Origin of the sequence: Streptomyces sp. JH34 (assembly GCF_029428875.1) — a bacterium.
Taxonomy (GTDB): domain Bacteria; phylum Actinomycetota; class Actinomycetes; order Streptomycetales; family Streptomycetaceae; genus Streptomyces.
Window position 1 is genome coordinate 5,450,169 of record NZ_JAJSOO010000001.1, and the last position, 17,090, is coordinate 5,467,258.

A 17,090-nucleotide genomic window follows, 5' to 3' on the forward strand; every position below is an offset into this window, starting at 1 on the left:
GAGGGACTGCTCAGGCGGTCGACTCCGCGGGCTCCGAGTCGCCCGGCACCTCGTCCGGCTCCTCCTCCGCGGGCTCGGGCGCCCGCTCCGGCAGCTCCGCCGCCAGGGCGGCCGCGGCCTGGACGAGCGGCAGCGCCAGCAGGGCGCCGCTTCCCTCACCCACCGTCACCCCGTGGTCCAGGAGCGGGGTCAGCGCCATCCGGTCCAGCGCCTTCGCCTGTGCGGGCTCACCGCTGACCTGGCCGGCGAGCCACCAGTCCGGGGCCCGGAAGGCGGCGCGCTGGGCGACCAGCGCACAGGCGGCCGAGACCACCCCGTCCAGGACCACGGGCATCCGGCGCACCGCGCTCTGCAGCAGGAACCCCGTCATGGCCGCCAGGTCCGCGCCGCCCACGGCGGCCAGCAGCTCCAGCTGGTCACCGAGGACCGGCCGGGCCCGCCGCAGCGCGTCCCGGATCGCCGCGCACTTGCGCATCCAGGCCAGGTCGTCGATGCCGGCACCTCCGCGCCCGGTCACCACCGAGGCGTCCGTACCGCACAGGGCGGCGATCAGCGTCGAGGCCGCCGTCGTGCCGCCCACACTCAGGTCGCCCAGCACCACCAGATCCGTGCCGGAGTCGGCCTCCTCGTCCGCGACGCGCATCCCGAGCCGTACGGCCTCCTCCGCCTCCTCGGCCGTCAGCGCGTCCTCGACGTCGATCCGGCCGCTGCCGCGCCGCACCCGGTGGCGTACGACGGCCTCGGGCAGCAGATCCGGATCGCAGTCCAGGCCGGCGTCGACGATCCGCACGGGCACGGAGAAGCGGCGGGCCAGCACGGCGACGGGGCTCGCGCCGTCCAGCGCCGCCCGGACGAGTTCGTGCGCGGTCCCGGCAGCCCGGCCGGAGACGCCCAGCTCCGCCACCCCGTGATCACCCGCGAAGAGCACGACGCGCGGCCGCTCGATCGCCCTGACGGGCACCGACTGCTGGGCGGCCGACAGCCATTCCCCCAACTCGTCGAGCCGGCCGAGGGAACCGACGGGAACGGCGAGCCGCTCCCGGCGTTCCTCGGCATCACGCCGTACGCCTCCGTCGGGGCGTTCGATCAGGTCGGAGAAGTCGTCCAGATTCACGGGGGTCTGCCTCGCGGGTCGGCGCTAGGTGGGCCGGAACCCGCCGGGGGGCTCCTGTCCGGAACAGTACCCGGCACGCACTCCCGCATCCCCGGCCCCGCACCCGCCCGCGCCTCAGCCCCGCAGCACCAGCGCCCGCCCCGCCACCACCAGCAGCACCTGCTCGCACTCGGAGGCGAACGCGGCGTTCAGACGGCCCAGTTCGTCCCGGAAGCGGCGCCCGGAGGCCGTCGCCGGGACCACACCGGAGCCGGTCTCGTTGGTCACGGCGACGACCGTACGACGCGTCCCGCGAACCGCGCGGACCAGCTCGGTGACCCGTTCGCGGAGCTTCTCCTCCGCGCCGTCCGCCCACCGGCCGTCGTCCCACGCCTCGACGCGGTCCATCGCGTCCGTCAGCCACAGGGAGAGGCAGTCGATCAGCAGGGGCGGGCCGTCCTCCTCCAGCAGACCCGCCAGCTCACAGGTCTCCTCGGTGCGCCAGGCGGCAGGCCTGCGTTCCCGGTGCAGCCCGATCCGGGCCGCCCACTCCGCGTCCCCCTCACGGCGCCCGCCCGTCGCCACGTACACCACCTCGGGGAAGGTCTCCAGCCGCTGTTCGGCCTCCACCGACTTCCCCGAACGGGCTCCGCCCGTGACCAGCGTGCGCCGGGGCACCTCGGGCACCGCGTGGTAGGCGCCCACCGGCAGCGTCGTCCCGTCCGGTACGGCCCGCGCCCCGCCGGCCGCCAGCCGGCGGTCCAGCTCGGCTCCCGGCGGCGCGTCGTGGTCCAGGTGGACGGCGAGGACCTCGGTGGTGTGCCCGACCGCCCCGACGGCCCGCAGCCTGGCGACGGCGTCCGGACGCCCGGTCACGTCGCACACGACCATGTCGTACGGCGCCGCCACCGGGGCGGCCAGACCGGCGGGGGCGGCCCCGGGCGGCAGATAGAGAAGGCGCTCGCCCTCCGGCGACGTCACCTCGTACCCCGTGCCCGGCGCGTCCATCGCCAGGGCCCGCACCCGGTGCCCGGTGATGAGCGTCAGCTCCTGGCCGTCCGGGACACGCCCCGCGGACGGGAGGGAGGCGGGCAGTTCCACCGCCGGCCCGTCATGGGGGTGGGTCAGCAGCACCTGCCGTACGGCGGCGAGCGAGTGGCCCGCGCGGGCGGCGGCGAACACGGCGCCCGGGGTGAGGTCGAGCAGCAGCGCGTCGTCCACGAGCAGCGCGGTGGCGGCGCGTGCCCCGTCGCCGCGGGAGGAGGCGCAGACGGCGCAGGGGCAGTCGGGCCGGGGCAGCCCGTCGGGGGCGCCGGTGCCGAGCAGTGTCAGTTCCACGCTCTGATCCTCCCGTGTCCGTCCGCCACCTGCGCGCCCGGGACACCCACTAGTCTTCGGGGAGCAACGTGACCCAGGAGGCGGACATGGCGTGGACGTGGCGGTTCGAGAAGTCCGACGGTACGGAGACGGAGCCGGCGCTGCAGCCGGAGGAGTTCACGACCCAGGGCGACGCGGAGTCCTGGATCGGTGAGTTCTGGAAGGAGCTCCTCGAAGGCGGCGCGGACCAGGTGACGCTCTTCGAGGACGCGACGAAGATCTACGGGCCTATGAGCCTCCAGGCGGGCTGAGGTCCGCGGACCCGCCCGGACCACGCTGTCCGGGCGGGATCCCCGGCCGTCGGTGGCCACGGCCTCGACCGCCCTCAGACCTCGCCCAGGGTGACCTCGGCCCTCTTCGCCGTGTCGCCCCGCGTGTACGTCACCTCGACCTTCCGGCCCGGCTCGTCTCCCGCCAGGGCCTCCGAGAGGGAGGTGATCGTCGTGACGCGCCGGTCACTGATCCGGGTGATGATGTCGCCGACCCGCAGCCCGGCCTTCGCCGCGGCCCCGTCCTTCCGGACGCTGACGATCGCGACACCCGCCGGCTTGTAGTCGTCGTCGACGACGGTGCGCCCGGTGATCTCGAGCGCCGCACGGCCCGAGTCGGTGACCTTGCCGGACCTGATGATCTGGTCGGCGACCGTCCGCACCATGGAGACGGGGATGGCGAACCCGATCCCGGGCGCCGCGGAGTCGCCCAGCTGGGGGTCCGTCGCCGCGAGGGTCGGGATGCCGATCACCTCGCTGTCGAGATTCACCAGGGCGCCACCGCTGTTGCCCGGGTTGATCGCCGCCGAGGTCTGCACCATGTCGGCGAGCGTCGCCCCCGTGCCGCCGCCCGAGCGGCTCTCGCTGACGGTCCGTCCCACGGCCGAGACGATGCCCTGGGTGACGCTGCTGGACAGCCCGAGCGGTGAGCCCATCGCCAGGACGATCTGCCCCACCTCGACCTCGTCGGTGTCCCCGAACTCCGCGGCCCGCAGCCCCTCGGGCGCGTCGTCCAGCTTGATGACGGCCAGGTCCTGCTCGGGGTACGAGGAGACGAGGGAGGCCTTGAGTATCTTCTCGCCGGTGGCGACGCTGACGTCGAAGGTCTTCTCGCCGCCCACGACATGGGCGTTCGTGACGATGTGGCCCCTGTCGTCGTAGACGATGCCCGAACCGAGCCCGTCCCCGGCGCCGATCTGCACGACGGAGGGCAGCACGTCCCTGATGACCGACTGGTACCGGTCCTCCAGGTCACCCGTGGCCCGGGTCACGGCCGCCCGCCGGTCCGGGGCGGCGGACGGGGCGGGCCCCGGCCCGGCGCAGGCGCCCGCCAGGACGATCGCGCAGGCGCCGGCGGCCAGGGGCGTGAGCGAGCGGCGTACCCGGCTGCGGGAAGGGGTTGCGTCCATGCCCGGAGTATCGCCAGGGCCCACCGGCGGCGGCCTGCGCGGCTGGGCCGATCAGCGGTACGTACGCGGCCGTGTCAGCCGCGTACGCCGCACAGATGCAGCAGAGCGGCCACCCCGCGGTACGGGTCGGTCCGCCCGGCCCGGTCCTCGGCGTCGAAGATCCGTGCCAGTTCATCGGGGCCGGGCAGCTCCGACTCGTTGCTCACGTTGTCCGTGAAGACCCGCACGCCGTACCAGGTGTGCAGCGGGGCGGCGATGCCCGCGAGGGTGGACCGCAGCACCTCGAGCCGGTCCGCACGGACGGAGAGGCCGAGCCTGTTCGTGTACGTGTCCGTCTCGAACGCGGCGAGGGCCGCGCCGAAGTCGCCGGCCGTCCCCGGCCGCATCGCCAGCGCGTCCGCGTTCCGCACGAGCAGCGAGAGCAGTCCGCCGGGCGCCAGCATCCTGGCCAGGCCGGCCAGCATCGGATCCGGCTCGGGCACATACATCAGCACCCCGTGGCAGAGCACCACGTCGAAGCTGCCGGGCAGGAAGTGCACCCCGGTGTCACGGCCGTCGCCCTCGATGAGCCGCACCCGCTCCCGGATGCCCTCGGGCTCGCCCGCCAGGGACTCCCGCGCGGTCCGGAGCATCTCGGCGTCGGACTCGAGGCCCGTCACGGAGTGCCCGGCCCGCGCCAGGCGCAGTGCCTGCGTGCCCTGGCCCATGCCGACGTCCAGGACCCGCAGCCGCTGCCCCACGGGGTAGCGCGCGGCTATCTGCTCGTCGAGCTGCCGGGCGACGAGCTCCTGGCGGACCGTGTTGCGCAGTCCGCCGAGCCCGCTCAGCCACTGGGAGGACACCCCCGTGAAGCCGGAGGTCTCCGTGCTCAGGGCCGCTCTCCGCGCTTGACCTGCGGCTTGGGCAGACGCAGCCGGCGCATCTGGAGCGTGCGCATCAGGCCGTAGGCCACCGCGCCGCGCTTCGGGGTGTCCGGGAAGCGCTGGGCCAGCTGCTTCTTCAGACGGAACCCGAGGCCGATGGAGTCGACGACGATCAGCACGATCACGCCGAGCCACAGCAGCAGCGAGATGTTCTGGATGTTCTGCACCTGGATCACGCTGAGGATCAGGATGACCACCGCGAGCGGAAGGAAATACTCCGCGATGCAGAAGCGCGAGTCCACGAAGTCACGGACGAAGCGGCGCACGGGCCCCTTGTCGCGGACCGGCAGATAGCGCTCGTCGCCCGACGCGAGTGCCTCCCGCTGCCGGGCCATGTCGGCCCGGCGTGCCTCGCGCTGGCGCTTCGCGGCCTCCTTGCGATCGGTCGGCGCGCCACTGGAGGCACGCCGGCGCTGCGTCTGGGCATCGCTGCGCTTGGGGGTGGGGCGACCTTTGGGAGCCTGAGGGTCGCGGGGCTGCTTGGAGAGGTCCGCCGTCACCTTGCCGGTGGGGGCCTTCTCTTCCTTGGAACGGCTTCGGAACACAAAACCCAAGGGTACGGGGTCGGCCGCGACGAGCGGGGACCGGCCGGGAACGATCCGGCAACGGCCCGCGTCCTGAAAAGTGTGCCGACAGGGACAGAACGGACGCCGCCGACGTGATCCCCGACCTCCGTCTACTCCTTGGGCTGGAGTGGTCATCGGCGGCAGTCGTCCTTGCGGAGGACCACATCCGCGCTCGAACAGTGCGGTAATGGAGACAGGGCCCGTACTGTGGGTTCTGTCGGAGTGCTGGAGCTCAGTTCGTCAGAAGGGGGCGCGCGAAGCCCATGAGCGGTGTCATGAAGCGTATGGGGATGATCTTCCGCGCGAAGGCAAACAAGGCCCTTGACCGGGCCGAGGATCCGCGCGAGACCCTCGATTACTCGTACCAGAAGCAGCTGGAGCTGCTCCAGAAGGTACGCCGCGGCGTCGCCGACGTGGCGACCTCGCGCAAGCGCCTGGAGCTGCAGCTGAACCAGCTGCAGGGACAGTCGTCCAAGCTGGAGGACCAGGGACGCAAGGCGCTCGCGCTCGGCCGCGAGGACCTGGCCCGCGAGGCGCTGTCGAGGCGCGCCGCCCTCCAGCAGCAGGTCACGGACCTGGAGACGCAGCACCAGACGCTGCAGGGCGAGGAGGAGAAGCTCACTCTCGCGGCCCAGCGCCTGCAGGCCAAGGTGGACGCCTTCCGCACGAAGAAGGAGACCATCAAGGCCACCTACACCGCGGCCCAGGCCCAGACCCGGATCGGTGAGGCCTTCTCCGGCATCTCCGAGGAGATGGGCGACGTCGGCCTGGCGATCCAGCGTGCCGAGGACAAGACCCAGCAGCTCCAGGCGCGTGCGGGGGCCATCGACGAGCTGCTGGCCTCCGGCGCGCTCGACGACCCGTCCGGCACGGCGAAGGACGACATCGCCGCCGAGCTGGACCGGATCTCCGGTGGTACGGATGTAGAACTGGAACTGCAGCGCATGAAGGCCGAGCTGGCCGGCGGTTCCGCCGGACAGCAGCAGGCCATCGAGGGCGGCGCCGAGGACGCGGCACCGCAGTCGCAGCAGTCCCCGCACAAGTTCGACAAGCAGTGAGGGCGGCGTCATGATCGTACGGATCATGGGGGAGGGCCAGGTCGTACTGGCCGACAGTCATGTCGCCGAGCTGAACAAGCTCGACGACATACTCCTCGCGGAGATGGAGAGCGGTGACGGGCCTGGCTTCCGGACCACGCTCCACGCGCTCCTGGACAAGGTGCGTGAACTCGGCGCACCTCTCCCCGACGACTCCCTGGAGCCGTCCGAACTGATCCTGCCGTCACCTGACGCCACGCTCGAAGAGGTGCGTTCCATGCTCCGCGACGACGGGCTGATCCCCGGCTGACCGGAGCCACCCGCTCCGCACTCCTCACGGTGCCCCGCCCCGGTCCGCCCGGCGCGGGGCACCGCTCTGTTCCCGCGCGCCACCGCACGGTCGTCCCGACGGCGAACGGTCCGGGGCCCGCACCGTGACGGCGTGCGGACGCCTTCCGGACCGGCCCGTCGACGACACGCCGTACCGTTGCTCGACGTGACCACCCTCGGAACCGGGTTCGTGCGCCCCCGCCGCTGGCTGCGCGGCCATCCCCTCGCCTTCGACCGGGGGCTGGCGGCGGCCGTGCTCGTCTGCATGATCTGCGCGTCGTTCGCAGAGCCGGACCCGGGCCACGGGCCCGTCTTCCACGCCCGTCCCCCCGAACCGCTCAGCGTGCTGCTGATGGTGCTCGCCGCCGGGGCGCTCGTCCTGCGCCGGCGCAGGACCGTGGCCGTGCTGGCCGTGACGGGGCTGCTGTCCGCCGTCGGGTTCCTCCTGACGGATCCACCCGCCCCCGTGGTGCTGAGCGTGGTCATCGCGCTGTTCACCGTCGCGTCGCGCACCGACCGCCCCACCACCTGGCGGACCGGCCTGCTGACCATGGTGGTGCTGACCGTGGCGGCGATGGTGGTCGGCCCGACCCCCTGGTACAGCCAGGAGAACGTCGGGGTGCTCGCCTGGACGGGGCTGGCCTGCGCGGCCGGGGACGCGGTACGCAGCAGGCGCGCCTTCATCGACGCGATCAGGGAACGGGCCGAACGCGCGGAGCGCACCCGTGAGGAGGAGGCCCGCCGCAGGGTCGCCGAGGAGCGCCTGCGGATCGCCAGGGACCTCCATGACGTCGTCGCCCACCACATCGCCCTGGTCAACGTGCAGGCCGGGGTCGCCGCCCACGTGATGGACAGGCGCCCCGACCAGGCGAAGGAGGCGCTCGCCCACGTACGCGAGGCCAGCCGTTCCGCGCTCAACGAGCTGCGGGCCACCGTCGGGCTGCTGCGCCAGTCCGGCGACCCGGAGGCGCCCACCGAACCGGCGCCGGGGCTCGCCGTCCTCGACGCGCTGGTCGACACCTTCCGCAACGCCGGGCTCCCCGTCGAGGTGGCCTGCACCGACCCGGACAGCCCGCTGCCCGCTGCGGTCGACCTCGCCGCCTACCGGATCATCCAGGAGGCCCTGACCAACGTGCGCAAGCACGCCGGTGCCGATGCGAAGGCCGAGGTGAGTGTCGTACGCGTCGGAGAGACCGCGGAGATCACCGTGCTCGACGGCGGCGGGGGACAGGACACCCCACCCGCGCCCGCCGACGGGGGCGGCCACGGCCTCATCGGCATGCGCGAGCGCGTCACAGCCCTCGGCGGCACCCTCACGGCCGGACCCCGTTACGGAGGCGGCTTCCGGGTCCATGCGATCCTGCCCCTCACGACCCGCACACGCACGCCGGAGCGGCCGGACACGGCGGGCGCGACGGGGGGATGCGCATGACGCCCATCAAGGTGCTGCTCGCCGACGACCAGGCACTGCTGCGCAGCGCGTTCCGGGTGCTGGTCGACTCCGAATCCGACATGCAGGTCGTCGGGGAGGCCGCCGACGGGGCGGAGGCCGTGACGCTGGCCCGTTCGACCCGCGCCGACGTCGTGCTGATGGACATCCGCATGCCGGGCACCGACGGACTCACCGCGACGCGGATGATCAGCGCGGACCCGGACCTGGCGGGCGTACGGATCGTCATGCTCACCACCTTCGAGGTGGACGAGTACGTCGTGCAGTCCCTGCGCGCCGGTGCGTCCGGCTTCCTGGGCAAGGGCGCGGAGCCGGACGAGCTGCTCAACGCCATCCGCGTCGCCGCGGCCGGTGAGGCGCTCCTCTCCCCGGTCGCGACCAAGGGCCTCATCGCGAGCTTCCTCGCCCAGGGCGGCAGCGCGGGGGAGGGGCCGGACGGAGCGGAGTACGCCCAGCGCCTCGCCGCGCTCACGGGGCGCGAGCGTGAAGTGCTCGTCCAGGTCGCCGGCGGGCACTCCAACGACCAGATCGCCGACCGGCTCGTCGTCAGTCCCCTCACCGTGAAGACCCATGTGAACCGGGCCATGGCGAAGCTGGGCGCGCGGGACCGGGCGCAATTGGTCGTCATTGCGTACGAATCGGGCCTGGTGCGCCCCAGGGTGGAGTGACGGGTGTAGATCCGGCTACTCCAGCTGCGGTATGCGCGGCCCGGGAAAGCAACCCGGGGGCCGACGATTCCGCCCGCGGGCCCGGCGATCGTAGAGGTGGGCGGTCTGTGTCCCTGTGATCGCCGGCGTGAGCACGCCCCGTGCACCGTCGTGACCACCTGCAGGCGCCCACCTGCCGCGTACGCCACAGAAGAGAGACCCACCCATGTCCTGGCTGTCCAGATTCAGCCTCGCGCAACGGGCTTTGATCGGACTGATCTCGATCGTCGCGCTCGTTTTCGGAGCGATCGCGATCCCGCAGCTCAAGCAGCAGCTGCTGCCCACCATCGAACTCCCGATGGTGTCGGTGCTGGCGCCCTACCAGGGCGCGTCCCCCGATGTGGTCGAGAAGCAGGTCGTCGAACCTCTCGAGAACGCCATCAAGGCCGTCGACGGCGTCGAGGGCGTCACCTCGACCGCCAGCGAGGGCAACGCCCTCGTCATGGCGAGCTTCGACTTCGGTGACGAGGGCACGAAGCAGCTCGTCGCCGACATCCAGCAGGCGGTGAACCGCGCCCGCGTCCTGCTGCCCGACTCCGTGGACCCGCAGGTCGTCGCGGGTTCGACGGACGACATCCCGACCGTCGTCCTGGCCGTCACCTCGGACAAGGACCAGCAGGCGCTGGCCGACCAGCTCGACCGCACGGTCGTCCCGGCACTCGAGGGCATCGAGGGTGTCGGCCAGGTCTCCGTGGACGGTGTCCAGGAGATCCAGGTCTCGGTCGTCCCCGACGACAGGAAGCTCGCGGCGGCCGGCCTCGACGCGGGCTCGCTGTCCCAGGCGCTCCAGGCCGGCGGCGCGACCGTACCCGCCGGATCCTTCTCCGAGGCGGGCAAGAGCCGCACCATCCAGGTCGGCGGTTCCTTCACCTCGCTCCAGCAGATCGAGGACCTCGAGGTCTCCGCGCGGAACGCGGCGACGGGCGAGGCCGGCAAGCCCGTCCGAGTCGGTGACGTCGCCACGGTGAAGCAGGAGCCCGCCGCCGCGGTCTCCCTCACCCGGACGAACGGCAAGCCGAGCCTCGCCGTCATGGCGACGATGGACAAGGACGGCAGCGCCGTCGCCATCTCGGACGCCGTCCAGGACAAGCTCCCGGACCTGCGCAAGGACCTCGGTCCGGGCGCGGAGGTCACCGTGGTCTCGGACCAGGGCCCCGCCGTCTCCAAGTCGATCTCCGGTCTGACCACCGAGGGTGCGCTCGGTCTGCTCTTCGCGGTCGTCGTCATCCTGGTCTTCCTGGCGTCGATCCGCTCCACGCTGGTGACCGCGGTGTCCATCCCGCTGTCCATCGTGCTCGCGCTGATCGTGCTCTGGACCCGTGACCTCTCGCTGAACATGCTCACCCTCGGCGCGCTGACCATCGCGATCGGCCGCGTCGTGGACGACTCGATCGTCGTCCTGGAGAACATCAAGCGGCACCTCGGCTACGGCGAGGAGCGCCGGTCGGCGATCGTCACCGCCGTCAAGGAGGTCGCCGGGGCGATCACCTCGTCCACGCTCACCACCGTCGCGGTCTTCCTCCCCATCGGCCTGGTCGGCGGCATGGTCGGCGAGCTCTTCGGTTCGTTCTCGCTCACCGTCACCGCGGCTCTGCTGGCCTCCCTGCTGGTCTCCCTGACCGTGGTGCCGGTGCTGTCCTTCTGGTTCCTGCGCGCGCCCGAGGGCACCGCCGAGAACCCGGAGGAGGTTCGCCGCCAGGCCGAGGAGAAGGAGGCGGCGAGCCGGCTCCAGCGGATGTACGTCCCCGTGCTCCGCTTCGCCACCCAGCGGCGCGTCGCAAGCGTCGTCATCGCCCTCGTCGTGCTGTTCGGCACCTTCGGCATGGCGCCCCTGCTGAAGACGACGCTCTTCGAACCGGGCGAACAGGAGGTTCTCACGCTCAAGCAGGAGCTGACCCCCGGCACCAGCCTGGAAGCGGCGGACGAGGCCGCGCGGAAGGTCGAGAAGGTCCTGGCCGCGGACAAGGGCATCGAGGACTACCAGGTCACCGTCGGATCGTCCGGCTTCATGGCGGCCTTCGGCGGCGGTACGGGAGCCAACCAGGCCTCCTACCAGATCACCCTCGAGGACGCGGCTGACCACGAGTCCGCGGAGAAGAGGATCGGCACGGCACTCGGCGAGCTCGACGGCATCGGCGAGGCCACGTTCGCCTCGGCCGGTGAGTTCGGTTCCCAGGACCTGAGCGTCATCGTCAAGGCTGCCGACGCCGAGGTCCTGAAGAAGGCGTCCGAAACCGTGCGTGGCGAGGTCGCCGAGCTCGAGGACGTCACCGACGTCCAGAGCGACCTGTCCCAGAGCATCCCGCGGATCTCGGTCAAGGCCAACGACAAGGCGGCGGCCGCGGGCTTCGACCAGGCAGCGCTCGGCGGGTTCGTCGCGGGGGCGGTGCGCGGCACCCCGTCCGGCAAGGCGGTCCTGGACGACACCGAGCGCGACATCGTCATCAGGTCCTCGCACCCGGCCACCACCATGGCCGAGCTCAAGGCCTTGCCGCTCGGTCCCGTGAAGCTCGGCGACATAGCCGACGTGGAACTGGCGCCGGGGCCTGTCTCGATGACCCGGATCGACGGTCAGCGCTCCGCCACGGTCACCGCGAAGCCGACCGTCGACGACACCGGCGCGGTCAGTACCGCGCTCCAGAAGAAGATCGACGCCCTGGACCTCCCCGACGGTGCCACCGCCACCATCGGCGGTGTCACCCAGGAGCAGGACGACGCCAACAAGAAGCTGATGCTCGCCATGCTGGCGGCCGTCGCCATCGTCTTCATCCTGCTGGTCGCGACCTTCCGGTCGCTCGTCCAGCCGCTGATCCTGCTGGTCTCCATCCCCTTCGCGGCGACGGGGGCCATCGGCCTCCTGCTCGTCACCGGTACCCCGATGGGTGTCCCGGCGATGATCGGCATGCTGATGCTGATCGGCATCGTGGTGACCAACGCGATCGTGCTGATCGACCTGATCAATCAGTACAGGGCGCAGGGGATGGGGGTCGTCGAAGCGGTCATGGAGGGCGGCCGTCACCGTCTGCGTCCCATCCTGATGACGGCACTGGCGACGATCTTCGCCCTGGTCCCGATGGCCCTCGGCGTCACCGGCGAAGGCGGCTTCATCTCCCAGCCGCTGGCCCTTGTGGTCATCGGCGGCCTGATCACCTCCACGCTGCTGACCCTGCTCCTGGTGCCGACGCTCTACGCGATGGTCGAACTCCGCAAGGAGCGCCGCGCCGGGAGGAAGGCGGCCGAACGCGAGGCGAAGTCCGGCGGGAGTGCCCCGGAGACGCCGGAGGAAGCCACCTCCGGGGAACCGGAGCCCGCGAAGGCCTGACCGCCTCCGACGACGAGAGGGCCCCCGGGCCCCGTCCGCGAGGACGGGGCCCGGGGGCCCTCTCATGTGCCGCGGCCGGCGGACGTGCCCTACGGCAGCGCCAGCATCCGTTCCAGCGCCAGCTTCGCGAACTTCTCGGTCTCCGCGTCGACCTGGATCCGGTTCACCAGGTTCCCCTCGGCCAGGGATTCCAGCGCCCACACCAGGTGCGGCAGGTCGATCCGGTTCATCGTCGAGCAGAAGCACACCGTCTTGTCGAGGAAGACGATCTCCTTGTCCTCCGCCGCGAAACGTTCGGCCAGCCGGCGCACCAGGTTCAGCTCCGTGCCGATCGCCCACTTGGAGCCGGCCGGGGCCGCCTCCAGGGCCTTGATGATGTACTCCGTCGAGCCCACGTAATCGGCGGCCGCCACGACCTCGTGCTTGCACTCGGGGTGCACCAGCACGTTGACGCCCGGGATCCGCCGCCGTACGTCTTCGACCGACTCCACCGAGAAGCGCCCGTGCACCGAGCAGTGCCCGCGCCACAGGATCATCTTCGCGTCGCGGAGCTCCTGGGCGGTCAGGCCGCCGTTCGGCTTGTGCGGGTTGTAGAGGACGCAGTCCTCCAGGGACATCCCCATGTCGCGGACGGCGGTGTTCCGGCCCAGGTGCTGGTCCGGCAGGAAGAGCACCTTGGCTGCCGAGGGCTCCCCCTGCTCGAACGCCCACTCCAGCGCCCGCTTCGCGTTGGACGAGGTGCAGATGGTCCCGCCGTGCCTGCCGGTGAAGGCCTTGATGTCGGCGGAGGAGTTCATGTAGGAGACCGGCACGACCGCGTCGGCGACCCCCGCCTCCGTCAGGACGTCCCAGCACTCGGCGACCTGCTCCGCGGTGGCCATGTCGGCCATCGAGCAGCCCGCGGCCAGGTCCGGCAGGACGACCTTCTGGTCGTCGCCCGTCAGGATGTCGGCGGACTCGGCCATGAAGTGCACGCCGCAGAAGACGATGTACTCCGCCTCGGGCCGTGCCGCCGCGTCCCGGGCGAGCTTGAAGGAGTCGCCGGTGACGTCCGCGAACTGGATGACCTCGTCGCGCTGGTAGTGGTGACCGAGGACGAAGACCTTGTCCCCGAGCTTCTCCTTGGCGGCACGGGCGCGCTCCACCAGGTCCGGGTCGGACGGGGAGGGCAGGTCGCCCGGGCATTCGACCCCGCGCTCGCTCCGCGGGTCGGCCTCGCGGCCGAGCAGTAGAAGGGCGAGGGGTGTCGGCTGGACATCCAGGGGCTGGGCGGTGGTCACGACACGCACCCTTTCTTTTCTGCGGAACGCCTTTTCGTCTAATTGACGCTATCTATCATAACCGCTTCGTGTCAGCTTGACGATGCCCATAGCGTCGATGTGACGCATCCCCTGGCCCGCGCGGTGTGCGAGCATGAAGGGAACAGACACGCGCCTGGCCCGGAATGAATCCGCGGCCCCGATGGTTGGACCGTCGGCAAGCAGTCCGTACAACCCGGGAGAGAAGCAGATGTCCGTATCGGACGAGACCACCACCGTGAGCGACGGCATCCTCCTGTCCGACGCCGCCGCCTCCAAGGTCAAGGCCCTGCTGGAGCAGGAGGGCCGGGACGACCTGGCACTGCGCGTCGCCGTTCAGCCCGGCGGCTGCTCGGGCCTGCGGTACCAGCTCTTCTTCGACGAGCGCTCGCTCGACGGGGACGTCGTGAAGGACTTCGGCGGCGTCAAGGTCGTCACCGACCGGATGAGCGCCCCGTACCTGGGCGGCGCCTCCGTCGACTTCGTGGACACCATCGAGAAGCAGGGCTTCACGATCGACAACCCGAACGCCACGGGCTCCTGCGCCTGCGGTGACTCCTTCAGCTGACCCCTGAGTCGTATGACGGCGGCGGCGCTCCCGGACTCGGGAGCGCCGCCGCCGTCGTTCGTCCGTACGCGGAGAGGCCCGTGCGGACCTCTCCGCGCGGCCGTCAGGCGCGCGGCACCGCCTCGCCCGACGCGGCGTCGACCACCTTCCGGCCGCCCAGGGGCGCGTCCAGCGTCACCTTCCGGGTCAGCTCCTTGGCGATCATGATGCAGGCCTTACCCGGGTCCGGCTTCGACTCGGTGACCGTCACCCGCACCGACGTGCCGTCCTCCGAGGCGCGGGCCGCGTACGTACTGCACACGCCGCCCCAGAAGGTCACCTCCAGCGTCCGGCCGTCCGCGCTGTACGAGGTGATGGCCGCGCCCTCGGCGGCCGGGTCCTTCGTGGGTGCCGGCGAAGGGCCGGTGCTCGGCCGCGCGAGGTGGTCCGGGGCGACCGCGACCTGGACGATCGTGTTCCCGGGGCCACCTCCTGCGGGCTCCACGGAGAAGATCCACGAGGGTACGAGGATCTGCTCGCCGTCCGCGTACTGCGCCGAGAGCCCGAACGCGGCCTTGTCGACCGTCACCGTGGTGGCCGGCGGGGTTCCCTTCCCGGAGCCGCAGTCGGCCTTCGGGGTCTTGGTGCCGTCCTCCAGGGGCTCGGGCGTCGCGCAGCCGCCGATGTCGGGCCGGGCCACCCGCCGGCTGTCCGCGTTCAGCTGCTCGAGCGCCTCGTCCGCACCGGTCACCGGATAGCTGTCGCCCTTCGACAGCCCCTTCAGGTGCCCGCTGCCGCCCACGATCTCGCCCCCGGCGCCCACCTGGATCCCGGTCGACCAGCCGTACGTGGGAAGCCCGCCCACCACGGGGTCGGCGTTCACCACCCGGACGGAACCCATCAGCCGGCCGGCGTCGAGCGCGGCGTCGTCCTGCCCCACGGCCTCGAGCACCGGAACCGCAGCCGCCTTCGCGGCCCTCTCGCCGACGGGCGAGCCGGACGGCGGCGTCCGGTCCTGCTTCGCACAGCTCGGGCCGGGGTCGCACGCGTCCGGGCCGCCGGATCCGTACCGGGCGAACGTCCAGGTCCCGGGCGCCTGCTTGACCACCTTCAGCACGGGTCCGGAACCGTCGTCGTCGCTGCCCACCCTCCACGCGGTGCCGTCCGTGTGCGGTGTGCCCCGCACTCCGAGCGCCTTCGCCAGCCGTGCCACCTCGGCCGAGGTCACCGCGCCCTCGGCACGGTGCACGGCGGCGCTGCCGGGGCCGTCCGGCAGTTCCCCGGACGCGCGGTAGACGACTCCGCCGCCGTGCGGATCGGGTTCCCCGGGGGCGATGCCTTGCGGGGGCCCGGTCGGGTCACCGTCCGCCGGCGCGTCGAGAGAGAGCGGCGGGGGTGATCCGGCCCCGGGGTCGGAGAGAAGGCCGGGCGTCGTCTCGCCCGAGGTGTTCGATGCCCAGTACGCGCCGCCGCCACCGGCGAGCAGCACCGCTGCCGCCACCGAGGCCGCGACGAGGGGCGAACGCCGTCGCCGGGTGCCGGTCACATCGTTCTCGGGTCGCTCGGTGCTCACCGGATCGCTCCTTCGACTGCGTAGCCGTCACTGGCTCGTCGCCAGTGCCCCGAGTGGGGACGACGGTGTGACGGAGCGAGGAAGCGCGCGGTTCCCCCGGCCGGTGCGGGGAGCGGCCCGGTGCCGTCGGATCAGTCCCCGTAGTCGGACATGGCGTCCACCATCCGGGCCGAGGCCGGCGGCACCGTGACGCCGTGGATCCGGGACGGCTCCACCGGCTTCGTCGTGGTCTTCTCGGGCACGGCCCAGTGCGGCGCCATCCGTGCGCAGTCACCGCGCAGCTCGGCCAGGCTCATCTCGGACTCGCGCGGAACGATGGTGTTCGACATAACGGCACCGTACGCAGGGCAGCGCCCAGGTAGAAAGACCTACTATCGGGTAGTTTTCACCCTTCGGGCACGGTGGCGGCACCGGGTAGCGTGAACTGTCACGCCGTCCCGGAGGGCGCGCTCACGCGTTCCCTCCGCCTCCCGCAGGAGCAGCCTCCCCGTGCGCATCGCAGTCACCGGCTCCATCGCCACAGACCACCTCATGACCTTCCCCGGCCGATTCGCCGACCAGTTGGTCGCCGATCAGCTGCACACGGTCTCGCTCTCCTTCCTCGTCGACAACCTCGACGTGCGCCGCGGGGGAGTGGGCGCGAACATCGCCTTCGGCATGGGCGTGCTCGGCACGCAGCCGATCCTGGTCGGTGCCGCCGGCGCGGACTTCGACGACTACCGCGCCTGGCTCGACCGGCACGGCGTCGACACCGACTCCATCCGGATCTCCGAGGTCCTGCACACGGCGCGCTTCGTGTGCACGACGGACGCCGACCACAACCAGATCGGCTCCTTCTACACGGGCGCCATGAGCGAGGCCCGGCTGATCGAGCTCAAGAGCGTCGCCGACCGCGTCGGCGGCCTCGACCTCGTCTCGATCGGCGCCGACGATCCCGAGGCGATGCTCCGCCACACGGAGGAGTGCCGCTCGCGGGGCATCCCGTTCGCCGCGGACTTCTCGCAGCAGATCGCCCGGATGGGCGGCGAGGAGATCCGGATCCTCCTCGACGGTGCGACGTACCTCTTCTCCAACGAGTACGAGAAGGGGCTCATCGAGTCCAAGACCGGCTGGAGCGACGAGGAGATCCTGTCCAAGGTCGGCCACCGCGTCACCACCCTCGGTTCCCGTGGCGTCCGCATCGAGCGGGCCGGCCAGGACCCCATCGAGGTCGGCTGCGCCGAGGAGGAGCAGAAGGCGGACCCGACCGGCGTCGGCGACGCCTTCCGGGCCGGTTTCCTCTCCGGTCTCGCCTGGGGCGTGGGTCTGGAGCGCGCCGCCCAGGTCGGCTGCATGCTCGCGACCCTGGTCATCGAGACGGTGGGCACCCAGGAGTACACCCTGCGCCGCACCCACTTCATGGACCGCTTCACCAAGGCCTACGGCGACGAGGCGGCCTCCGAGGTCCGTCAGCACCTCTCCTGACACC

16 protein-coding genes are annotated in these 17,090 nt (G+C 71.8%); 8 read left to right on the forward strand and 8 right to left on the reverse strand.

The genetic code is table 11. The features are described from left to right. Window positions 1–10: 10 nt before the first annotated feature. On the reverse strand, window positions 11–1,114 hold the full coding sequence (cobT, locus tag LWJ43_RS24450; protein WP_277334359.1) for a nicotinate-nucleotide--dimethylbenzimidazole phosphoribosyltransferase: 1,104 nt from the start codon (window positions 1,112–1,114) through the stop codon (window positions 11–13). A gap of 114 nt (window positions 1,115–1,228) precedes the next feature. Then, window positions 1,229–2,431 carry a bifunctional adenosylcobinamide kinase/adenosylcobinamide-phosphate guanylyltransferase gene (locus tag LWJ43_RS24455; RefSeq protein ID WP_277334360.1) on the reverse strand — a complete coding sequence of 401 codons (1,203 nt, stop codon included), beginning with the start codon at window positions 2,429–2,431 and terminating at the stop codon, window positions 1,229–1,231. Window positions 2,432–2,517: 86 nt separating this feature from the next. On the opposite strand from LWJ43_RS24455, the gene LWJ43_RS24460 reads away from it, so the two are divergent. Further along, entirely contained in the window at window positions 2,518–2,721 is a 204-nt protein-coding gene (locus LWJ43_RS24460) for a hypothetical protein (protein ID WP_203185752.1), read from the forward strand. Between the two features lie 74 nt (window positions 2,722–2,795). Here LWJ43_RS24460 and LWJ43_RS24465 read toward each other — a convergent pair whose 3' ends face one another. The 3 genes from LWJ43_RS24465 to LWJ43_RS24475 form a co-directional block, all read right to left on the reverse strand. Beyond that, on the reverse strand, window positions 2,796–3,869 hold the full coding sequence (locus tag LWJ43_RS24465) for a S1C family serine protease (protein WP_277334361.1): 1,074 nt from the start codon (window positions 3,867–3,869) through the stop codon (window positions 2,796–2,798). 74 nt (window positions 3,870–3,943) lie between these two features. Next, window positions 3,944–4,678 (reverse strand): class I SAM-dependent methyltransferase, encoded by a 735-nt coding sequence (locus LWJ43_RS24470; RefSeq protein WP_277335979.1) that lies wholly within the window; start codon window positions 4,676–4,678, stop codon window positions 3,944–3,946. Window positions 4,679–4,737: 59 nt separating this feature from the next. Beyond that, window positions 4,738–5,337, reverse strand: coding sequence for a DUF3043 domain-containing protein (locus LWJ43_RS24475; protein WP_277334362.1), 600 nt, complete (start codon window positions 5,335–5,337; stop codon window positions 4,738–4,740). 296 nt (window positions 5,338–5,633) lie between these two features. Between LWJ43_RS24475 and LWJ43_RS24480 the strand changes: the two genes are divergently transcribed. From LWJ43_RS24480 to LWJ43_RS24500, 5 genes are all read left to right on the forward strand, one after another. Beyond that, a complete protein-coding gene (locus tag LWJ43_RS24480) occupies window positions 5,634–6,416 on the forward strand; it encodes a PspA/IM30 family protein (protein ID WP_014156668.1) in 783 nt (260 codons plus the stop codon). 10 nt (window positions 6,417–6,426) lie between these two features. Next, on the forward strand, window positions 6,427–6,705 hold the full coding sequence (gene pspAA, locus LWJ43_RS24485) for a PspA-associated protein PspAA (RefSeq protein WP_277334363.1): 279 nt from the start codon (window positions 6,427–6,429) through the stop codon (window positions 6,703–6,705). Between the two features lie 186 nt (window positions 6,706–6,891). Continuing rightward, window positions 6,892–8,157 carry a sensor histidine kinase gene (locus LWJ43_RS24490; RefSeq protein ID WP_277334364.1) on the forward strand — a complete coding sequence of 422 codons (1,266 nt, stop codon included), beginning with the start codon at window positions 6,892–6,894 and terminating at the stop codon, window positions 8,155–8,157. Continuing rightward, window positions 8,154–8,843, forward strand: coding sequence for a response regulator (locus tag LWJ43_RS24495; protein WP_277334365.1), 690 nt, complete (start codon window positions 8,154–8,156; stop codon window positions 8,841–8,843). The genes LWJ43_RS24490 and LWJ43_RS24495 overlap by 4 nt, the downstream gene beginning before the upstream one ends. 205 nt (window positions 8,844–9,048) lie before the next feature. Beyond that, entirely contained in the window at window positions 9,049–12,204 is a 3,156-nt protein-coding gene (locus LWJ43_RS24500) for an efflux RND transporter permease subunit (protein ID WP_277334366.1), read from the forward strand. Window positions 12,205–12,293: 89 nt separating this feature from the next. Here the strand turns inward: LWJ43_RS24500 and nadA are convergent, their stop codons facing one another. After that, window positions 12,294–13,493: a quinolinate synthase NadA gene (nadA, locus tag LWJ43_RS24505; protein ID WP_277334367.1), complete on the reverse strand. Its 1,200-nt coding sequence runs from the start codon at window positions 13,491–13,493 to the stop codon at window positions 12,294–12,296. A gap of 220 nt (window positions 13,494–13,713) precedes the next feature. On the opposite strand from nadA, the gene LWJ43_RS24510 reads away from it, so the two are divergent. After that, the gene (locus tag LWJ43_RS24510) at window positions 13,714–14,070 is read left to right on the forward strand and encodes a HesB/IscA family protein (RefSeq protein WP_014156674.1); all 357 of its coding nucleotides are present in this window, start codon (window positions 13,714–13,716) and stop codon (window positions 14,068–14,070) included. Between the two features lie 103 nt (window positions 14,071–14,173). Here the strand turns inward: LWJ43_RS24510 and LWJ43_RS24515 are convergent, their stop codons facing one another. Further along, window positions 14,174–15,622, reverse strand: a complete 1,449-nt coding sequence (locus tag LWJ43_RS24515) for a hypothetical protein (RefSeq protein WP_277334368.1) — start codon at window positions 15,620–15,622, stop codon at window positions 14,174–14,176. 131 nt (window positions 15,623–15,753) lie between these two features. Next, window positions 15,754–15,951 (reverse strand): hypothetical protein, encoded by a 198-nt coding sequence (locus LWJ43_RS24520; RefSeq protein WP_277334369.1) that lies wholly within the window; start codon window positions 15,949–15,951, stop codon window positions 15,754–15,756. 160 nt (window positions 15,952–16,111) lie between these two features. On the opposite strand from LWJ43_RS24520, the gene LWJ43_RS24525 reads away from it, so the two are divergent. Continuing rightward, a complete protein-coding gene (locus tag LWJ43_RS24525; protein WP_277334370.1) occupies window positions 16,112–17,086 on the forward strand; it encodes a carbohydrate kinase family protein in 975 nt (324 codons plus the stop codon). Window positions 17,087–17,090: the final 4 nt, after the last annotated feature.